Genomic DNA, 6747 nt, shown 5'->3' with positions numbered 1-6747 from the left:
CCGGCCTTCAGCACGAGCTGCGGTTTGGCGCCGAAGAACTCGGGCCGCCACAGCACGATGTCGGCGAGTTTGCCGACCTCGACGGAGCCGATCTCGTGGGCGAGGCCGTGGGCGATCGCCGGGTTGATGGTGAGCTTGGCGAGGTAGCGCAGGACGCGCGCGTTGTCGTCGTGCGCGCCGTCGCCCTCCATCGGGCCGAGCTCGGCCTTCATCTTCCCGGCCATGGCGAAGGTCCGGCGTACGGTCTCGCCGGCCCTCCCCATGCCCTGGGCGTCCGACGACGTGATGCCGATCGCGCCGAGGTCGTGCAGGACGTCCTCGGCGCCCATCGTGCCGGCCCGGATGCGGTCGCGGGCCATGGCGGCGTCACCGGGCAGGTCGGTCTTGAGGTCGTGGACGGAGACGATCATCCCGTAGTGCTCGGCGACCGCGTCGCGGCCGAAGGGCAGCGTCGGGTTGGTGGAGGAGCCGATGACGTTGGGGACGCCCGCCATCTTGAGCACGTTCGGTACGTGTCCGCCGCCGCAGCCCTCGATGTGGAAGGCGTGGATGGTGCGGCCGTCCAGGACGCGCAGGGTGTCCTCGACCGACAGGCACTCGTTGAGGCCGTCCGAGTGCAGGGCGACCTGGACGTCGTGCTCCTCGGCGACCCGCAGCGCGGTGTCGAGGGCTCGGGTGTGGGCGCCCATGTCCTCGTGGACCTTGAAGCCGGAGGCGCCGCCCTCGGCGAGGGCCTCCACGAGGGGGGCCGGGTCGGAGGAGGAGCCGCGGGCCAGGAAGCCGATGTTGACGGGCCAGGCGTCGAAGGCGTTGAAGGCGTGGCGCAGGGCCCACGGGGAGTTGACGCCGACGCCCCAGACGGGGCCGAACTCCTGGCCGATGATCGTGGTGACGCCGCTGGCGAGCGAGGCCTCCATGATCCGCGGGGAGAGCAGGTGGACGTGGGTGTCGACGGCTCCGGCGGTGGCGATGAGGCCCTCGCCGGAGACGATGGAGGTGCCGGTGCCGACGACGACGTCGACGCCGTCGAGGGTGTCGGGGTTGCCGGCCCGGCCGATGGCGTGGATGCGGCCCTCGCGGATGCCGATGGACACCTTGCGGATGCCCTGGACGGCGTCCATGAGCAGGACGTTGCTGATGACGACGTCGCAGGTGTCGCGGACGGCGGCGGCCTTCAGGTGGAGGCCGTCGCGGGCGGTCTTGCCGAAGCCGGCGAGGAACTCCTCGCCGGGCTTCTGGGAGTCGGACTCCACGCGGACGACGAGGCCGGAGTCGCCGAGGACGACGCGGTCACCGGCGCGGGGGCCGTGCACGGAGGCGTACTCGTAGGGGTCCATCAGTCCTCCTCCTTCGGGGACCCGGTCCCCAGGTAGCCGCAGGCCGCCGCGCGGCGGAGGGCCTCTTCCTTGGCGCCGGGGGCGTCCAGCGGGCCGTCGACCAGACCCGCGAAGCCGATGGCGACGCGCGCGCCGCCGATGGGCAGGAGTCCGACCTCGGCCTCGCCGCCCGGGTCGAAGCGGAAGGAGGCGCCGGCCGGGATCGCGAGCCGCATGCCGTAGGCGGCGGCCCGGTCGAAGTCGAGGCGCGGGTTGGCCTCGAAGAAGTGGAAGTGGGAGGTGACGCTGACGGGGACGGTCGCGGTGTTCCGTACGGTCAGCGTGACGGCGGGCTCGGCCTCGGGGTGCTCGGGGCCGGGGAGCAGCGCTCCGGGCGCCCCGTCGCCGAGGCTTCCCCCGCCGATCGGGTCGGTGACGACCGCGAGGCGGGAGCCGTCGTCGAAGACGGCCTCCACGTGGACCTCGGTGACCACGTCGGCGACGCCGGGCAGGACGTCCTCGGGGCCGAGGACGGAGCGGGCCGCGTCGATGGCCTCGGCGAGTCGCTTGCCGTCGCGGGCCGCCTCGCAGACGGTGTCCGCGATGAGCGCGGTCGCCTCGGGGACATTGAGCCTGAGACCGCGGGCCCGGCGGGCCCTGGCGAGCTCGGCGGCGCCGAAGAGCAGCAGCCGGTCGCGTTCGGTGGGGGTCAGTCGCACGTCCGTAACACCTCCTGTTTGAGCGACACTCTAAATGCTGAGACGCCCGGTTCCAAGCATTGACGGCGGCATCCGGCGTGGGTCACATTGAGCGGCACATTGAGCAGCGCTCAAAATCCGGTACGCACTGCCCCGACGCAGGGAGCCCCCATGCCGATAGAACAGCGCGGAGTCGACACCGTCCCCGAGGCCGAGCGCACCAGCGGCCCGCGTGACCTGGTGTCGATCCTCCTCGGATCGAACCTCTGCCTGGGGGTGATCGTCTTCGGCTGGCTCCCGGTCTCCTTCGGCCTCGGCCTGTGGGCCTCGGTCACCTCCGTGATCACCGGGACGCTCCTCGGCGTGGTGGTCACCGCGCCGCTCGCCCTGATCTCCCTGCGCACCGCCACCAACCTGTCGACCTCGTCCGGCGCCTTCTTCGGCGTGCGCGGGCGGCTCGTCGGCTCGGTGGTCGGCCTGCTGCTCTCGCTCGGCTACACGGCCCTGACGCTGTGGGTCGGCGGCGACGTGGTGGTCGGGACGCTCGCCCGGCTCGTCGGACTGCCCACGGGCGGCGCCACGCACACGGTGGTCTACGCGCTGCTGGCCGCCGGCACGGCGGTCGCCGCGGTGTACGGCTACCGGCTGCTGCTCCGTCTGAGCAAGGCCCTCGCCGTCGGCATGACCCTGCTCCTGGCCCTCGGACTCCTCGCGTACGCCGGGGACTTCACGACCGGGCCGGTGCCGGACACCCCGTACCTGCTGGGTTCGTTCTGGCCGACCTGGCTGCTCTCCGCGGTGGCCGCCGGCCTCAGCGGGCCGGTCGCCTTCATCACCCTGCTCGGCGACTACACCCGCTACGTCTCACCGGCCCGGCACAGCGGGCGCTCCGTCCTCGGCGCCACCTGTCTCGGGCTGCTCGTGGGCCTGCTGGTCCCCCAGCTGTTCGGTACGGTCACGGCGCTGGCGGCACGCGGGGGCCTGGACTACGCCGGGCCGCTGGTCGCCGCGTCCCCGGCCTGGTACCTCGTACCGCTGCTGCTCGCGGCCACGGCCGGATCCGTCGGCAACGCCGGCCTGATGCTGTACTCCATGGGCCTCGACCTCGACGCCATCCTGCCGGGGGCGACCCGGACGCGGGCGACGCTCGTGGTGGCCGGGGTGGCCACCGCCTTCGTCTTCCTCGGCCACTTCACCTCGGACGCACAGACGGCGATGACCTCGTTCGTCCTGCTCCTCACGGCGATCGGCACCCCGTGGGCGGTGATCACCCTGATCGGGCACGTCCGGTGCGCGGGGCGGTACGACCCGGAGGCGCTCCAGGTCCACAACCGGCGGGCTCGCGGCGGCCGGTACTGGTTCTCGGCGGGCTGGCACCCGCGCGCCACGGTTTCCTGGGCGATCGGCGCGGGGGTGGGCCTCGCTGCGGTGTCCACCCCCTTGTACGAGGGGCCGCTGCTCGCCCTGACGGGCGGCATCGACTGCAGCTTCGTCCTGTCGGGGGCGGTGGGCGGGGCGCTGTACGCGACCCTCACGCCCGGCCGGACCGCCGCCGGGGAAGAGGCCGCCCACGAGGGCGCGTCCGCGGACGCGGACACGCCGCCGGACGGGGAGGCGTCCCCCGGCGGAACGCGGGCGGCCCGGGGACCGGAGGGGCGACCGGAGGCCGCCCCCGGGGCCGTCCCCGTGGCGCGCGACGGGGCGGGGGCCTGACGGCCCCCTCGGGGAGGCCTCAGCCGAGCTGGTGCATCCAGCCGTGGACGTCCTCGGACGCGCCGGTCTGGATGGACAGGAGCGCCTGGCGCAGCTTCATGGTGACCTCGCCGGGCTCGCCGCCCGAGTGCTGCCACTCGCCCCGCTCGGCCTTGACCGTGCCGACCGGGGTGATGACGGCGGCGGTGCCGCAGGCGAAGACCTCGGTGAGGGTGCCGTTCGCGGTGTCGGCCTCCCACTGGTCGATGGAGACGCGCCCCTCCTCGGCCTCGTACCCGAGGTCCGCCGCGAGGGAGAGCAGCGAGTCGCGGGTGATGCCGGCGAGCAGCGAGCCGGTCAGGGTCGGCGTGACGATCTTGTTCCCGTACACGAAGTACAGGTTCATGCCGCCGAGCTCCTCGACCCACTTGTGCTCGACCGCGTCGAGGTAGGCGACCTGGTCGCAGCCCTTCGCCGCCGCCTCGGCCTGCGCGAGCAGGGAGGCCGCGTAGTTGCCGCCGGTCTTGGCGTCGCCGACGCCGCCGGGGACGGCGCGGACGCGGTTCTCCGAGAGCCAGATGGAGACGGGCTTCACGCCGCCGGGGAAGTACGGGCCGGCCGGGGAGGCGATGACGACGAAGAGGTACTCGTTGGCGGGGCGCACGCCGAGGCCGACCTCGGTGGCGATCATGAACGGACGAAGGTACAGCGAGGCCTCGCCGCCGTGCGCCGGAACCCACGCCTTGTCCTGCTGGACCAGCGCGTCGCAGGCCGCGACGAAGGTCTCGACCGGCAGCTCCGGCATGGCGAGACGACGGGCCGAGGCCTGGAAGCGGCGGGCGTTGGCGTCGGGGCGGAAGCTGGCGACCGTGCCGTCGGGGCGGCGGTAGGCCTTCAGGCCCTCGAAGATCTCCTGCGCGTAGTGCAGGACGTTGGTGGCGGGGTCGAGGGAGAGCGGGCCGTACGGGACGAGCTGGCCGTCGTGCCAGCCCCGGCCCTCGGTCCACCGGATGGTGACCATGTGGTCGGTGAAGTGGCGGCCGAATCCCGGATTGGCCAGGATCGCCTCCCGCTCCGCGTCGGACAGCGGGCTGGAGGAGGGCTTGAGCTCGATCGTCGTCATGAGTACGTGTCCTTCACCGGTTGTGTGTGAACGGACCGCGCTCACGCCGCTAGGCGGGTACTGCCAGGAGTACTCCTAGGACGTCCGAGCTTTCCCTCATTCCGCGGCCCCACGTTCGATTATCGCTCGTGGGTGCCGGTGCGCGAAAAACGGGTGAACGCGGTCCGGGGTTCGATGGTGGCACCCCGCGACCGCACAGGAAACAGCCGCCGGGTGCGTGTGCGACCCGGCGGCTGCTGTGGGGTGTCAGTTGCGCGCGGGTCAGCTCGCTACTCGCGCGGCGAGCGCGTCGCCGATCTCGTCCGTGGTGCGGACGGCGTCCCCGCGCTCGGTGAGGTCGGCGGCGACGGCCTCCTCGATCCGGACGGCCTCGGCCTCGCGGCCGAGGTGGCGCAGGAGCAGGGCGACGGAGAGGACGGTGGCCGTGGGGTCGGCCTTGCCCTGACCCGCGATGTCCGGGGCGGAACCGTGGACCGGCTCGAACATGGACGGGTACTCACCGCTCGGGTTGATGTTGCCCGAGGCGGCGACGCCGATGCCGCCGGAGACGGCCGCGGCGAGGTCGGTGATGATGTCGCCGAAGAGGTTGTCGGTGACGATCACGTCGAAGCGGCCCGGGTCGGTGACGAGGAAGATCGTCGCGGCGTCGACGTGCAGGTAGTCGGTGGTGACCTCGGGATACTCCCGGGCGACCTTCTCGAAGACGCTCGTCCACAGGTGGCCGGCGAAGGTCAGCACGTTGTTCTTGTGGACCAGCGTCAGCTTCTTGCGCGGGCGGGCCTGGGCGCGGGCGAAGGCGTCCCGGACCACGCGCTCCACCCCGAAGGCGGTGTTGACCGAGACCTCGGTGGCGACCTCGTGCGGGGTGCCCTTGCGGATGGTGCCGCCGTTGCCCGTGTACGGACCCTCGGTGCCCTCCCGGACCACGACGAAGTCGATCTCGGGCTGGCCGGCGAGCGGGGTCGCGACGCCGGGGAGCAGCTTCGAGGGACGCAGGTTCACGTGGTGGTCGAAGGCGAAGCGGAGCTTCAGGAGGAAGCCCCGCTCCAGGACTCCGGAGGGGACCGACGGGTCGCCGATCGCGCCGAGCAGGATGGCGTCGTGCCGCTTGAGGGAGTCGAGGTCGGCGTCGGTGAGGGTCTCACCGGTGGCGCGGTAGCGCTCGGCGCCGAAGTCGTACTCCCGCGTCTCCAGCTTCACGTCCTGGGGAAGCACGGCCGCGAGGACCTTGAGGCCCTGGGCCACGACCTCCTGGCCGATGCCGTCGCCGGGAATGACTGCGAGATCGATGCTGTGAGACATGTCGGCACCCTACTCTTCGTCCCATCGTCTGACACGCCACGTCCATCATGTGGACGAACGACCGACGCCGGCCCGCGTGCGGAGGGACTGCGCGTCCCCGGGTTCGGCGCGGGGTCAGTGCCCCGCGGAGCCGCCGTTGTCGCGGCGGTCGAGGGCGCGCTGGAGGGCGGCGGCGGCGTTCCGGCGGGCCTCGTCGCTGGTGCGGGCGGCGGAGTGGCGGACGCGGCGGGCGGTCTGAGCGGCCATGGGGGATCGACTCCTTGAGATCAGTGGTGATCCGGCTCTGCGGAGAGGGAGATCAGGGGTGATCGGAGGTGCCGTCAGGGGCGGGGAGCGCCGCCGCAGGGGTTGCCTGCGCAGGGCGTCGCGCTCTCGGCCGCCATTCGCTTGATGAAGCGAGACGTTCGGCTCCTACAAAGCTAGGGCAGGGTGCCGCATCTGTCTCCACAATTACTCGGACTTCCTACTATCTGAGACGGCGCGGCCGGCGAGGGGGCGGCGCGTCATTCCGGCATGGCTACCTAGTTTGCGTTCCTACCTAGGTGGTGGTCCAATGTCGCCATGGCCGCAGACCGGAGATCCAACTGGCTCAAGGGCGTCCTCGACCTGCTCGTCC

Annotated in this window: 6 protein-coding genes; 1 reads left to right on the top strand and 5 read right to left on the bottom strand. The window is 72.3% G+C overall.

What is annotated here, in order from left to right; genetic code table 11:
* Nucleotides 1–1337, bottom strand: a 1337-nt coding sequence (locus tag RIF68_RS22375) for an urease subunit alpha (RefSeq protein WP_309053074.1), incomplete at its 3' end; no start/stop codon positions are given.
* Nucleotides 1337–2035 (bottom strand): urease subunit gamma, encoded by a 699-nt coding sequence (gene ureA, locus RIF68_RS22370; RefSeq protein ID WP_309053073.1) that lies wholly within the window; start codon nucleotides 2033–2035, stop codon nucleotides 1337–1339. The genes ureA and RIF68_RS22375, both read right to left, overlap by 1 nt.
* Nucleotides 2036–2185: 150 nt before the next feature.
* Between ureA and RIF68_RS22365 the strand changes: the two genes are divergently transcribed.
* On the top strand, nucleotides 2186–3727 hold the full coding sequence (locus tag RIF68_RS22365; protein ID WP_309053072.1) for a cytosine permease: 1542 nt from the start codon (nucleotides 2186–2188) through the stop codon (nucleotides 3725–3727).
* Nucleotides 3728–3746: 19 nt separating this feature from the next.
* Here RIF68_RS22365 and RIF68_RS22360 read toward each other — a convergent pair whose 3' ends face one another.
* The 3 genes from RIF68_RS22360 to RIF68_RS22350 form a co-directional block, all read right to left on the bottom strand.
* A complete protein-coding gene (locus RIF68_RS22360; RefSeq protein WP_309053071.1) occupies nucleotides 3747–4829 on the bottom strand; it encodes a branched-chain amino acid aminotransferase in 1083 nt (360 codons plus the stop codon).
* Nucleotides 4830–5090: 261 nt separating this feature from the next.
* Nucleotides 5091–6131 carry a 3-isopropylmalate dehydrogenase gene (locus RIF68_RS22355; protein ID WP_309053070.1) on the bottom strand — a complete coding sequence of 347 codons (1041 nt, stop codon included), beginning with the start codon at nucleotides 6129–6131 and terminating at the stop codon, nucleotides 5091–5093.
* A gap of 114 nt (nucleotides 6132–6245) precedes the next feature.
* Nucleotides 6246–6377, bottom strand: a complete 132-nt coding sequence (locus RIF68_RS22350) for a hypothetical protein (protein ID WP_309053069.1) — start codon at nucleotides 6375–6377, stop codon at nucleotides 6246–6248.
* Nucleotides 6378–6747 lie beyond the last annotated feature (370 nt).

Source organism: Streptomyces sp. (assembly GCF_031178505.1).
Taxonomy (GTDB): Bacteria; Actinomycetota; Actinomycetes; order Streptomycetales; family Streptomycetaceae; genus Streptomyces; species Streptomyces gulbargensis.
The sequence above is the reverse complement of the archived record's forward strand: the minus strand, read 5'-3'. Positions and strand labels throughout refer to the sequence as shown.